Annotated in this window: 1 protein-coding gene; it reads right to left on the minus strand. The window is 38.3% G+C overall.

Going from position 1 to position 1,437, the window contains the following annotated elements; all coding sequences use genetic code 11:
* Positions 1–228 precede the first annotated feature (228 nt).
* Positions 229–1,358, minus strand: a protein-coding gene (locus GGQ92_RS16235) for an IS3 family transposase (RefSeq protein ID WP_184251356.1) whose coding sequence is annotated in 2 segments (ribosomal slippage) — positions 229–1,109 and positions 1,109–1,358 — 1,131 coding nt in all. Because the reading frame shifts where the segments join, the coding sequence is not laid out codon by codon here.
* Positions 1,359–1,437 lie beyond the last annotated feature (79 nt).

Consider the following 1,437-nt stretch of genomic DNA (forward strand, 5'->3'; position numbering starts at 1 on the left):
TGGTATGTCAACACTAAACTGAACAATTTTTTAAAGGTAAACAAACTTATTTATAGCGCTCAAAATTTTAGCTCTCAGATGGAAAATAGTGCGTGCAGTTTGTCACTTGACTTTGAGCCTCTGCGGGCATGATTTCGATGCCATGAAGCCAGCTTATTTAAAAACATTGCTGGCATGCCATATGAGGCTATCATGCCCGCCTCTCCAAGTAAAATGGGCGCTTCTCTATTAAATATTGCTCATTTCTAGTTGGTTCTTGCGCTTATACTCGTTAGGCGTAAGATAGTCTAAGGACCCGTGAATGCGAATATTATTAAACCAATTTACATAATCAAATAGCTCTAAATCAAGTTCTCGTTGACTTTCGAATACCCTACCACTAACGAATTCAGTTTTAATCGTTTTGAATGTTGCCTCTGCAACTGCATTGTCGTAAGGTGTTCCTTTTTCACTCAAGGATCTTGCTATACCAAACGTCTCTAGTGCCTCGTCTATAAGCTTGTTTTTAAACTCACTTCCTCGGTCTGTGTGGAATAATTCGAGGCGATTTAAGTTGTATTTCACTGCTGAAAAGGCACGCTGAACTAGCTCAGCACTCTTATTAGGACCAGCACTGTAACCAACAATTTCTCGATTATATAAATCTACTAGAACACAAATATAATGCCAATTTTGCTTAACACGAACGTATGTTAAATCACTCACAATCACTTTTAGTTCCTTGTCTTGATTAAATTCGCGATTCAATACATTTCCGACTTCAGACTCATTTACTGTTGTCTTTCTAAGTTTAAATTGAGCCACTGTGTATTTGGAGACAAGTCCTTGTTCCTTCATTATTCGCCCGATACGGCGGCGTGATACGGTCCAACCTTGCTTTTGTAGCTCCTTTTTTATTTTCCTTTGGCCATAAATATTTCGACTGTCTTTAAAGATTTTAACAATCAAAGCTGTTAATTCTTCATCCTGATTATCTCGAATTTTCGCCTCATAATAGTACGTGCTTCTAGGAAGTTGTAGGACGGCACACATTGCTGATACCGAGTATTTGTGGCGGTTATGTCGAACCACATCTACTTTCGTCCCATGATCAGCGCGGCTTGCTTTAAAATATCATTCTCCATCATCAGTCTTTGATTTTCTTTGCGGAGCTTGATTAATTCTTCCTGCTCCGGAGTTCTATTGTCCTTTTCTTCAAACGATCCACTTGTATTATGCTGGCGAACCCATTTATCAAAGGCAGATGGCGTCAGCTCGTATTCTTTGATAATTTCACTTCTAGGTTTACCGGATAGGTGTAGCTGAACAATTTGTTCTTTAAATTCTTTTGTGAATGTTCTTCTTTCTCTTTTGGCCATAATTAATTCTCTCCCGACTTTTTATGAATCAAGTTTATATGACCTTAACGAATCTGTCCAATCAAGTGTAACCTATCCA

Source organism: Gracilibacillus halotolerans, assembly GCF_014206945.1.
Classification (GTDB): Bacteria; Bacillota; Bacilli; order Bacillales; family Amphibacillaceae; genus Gracilibacillus; species Gracilibacillus halotolerans.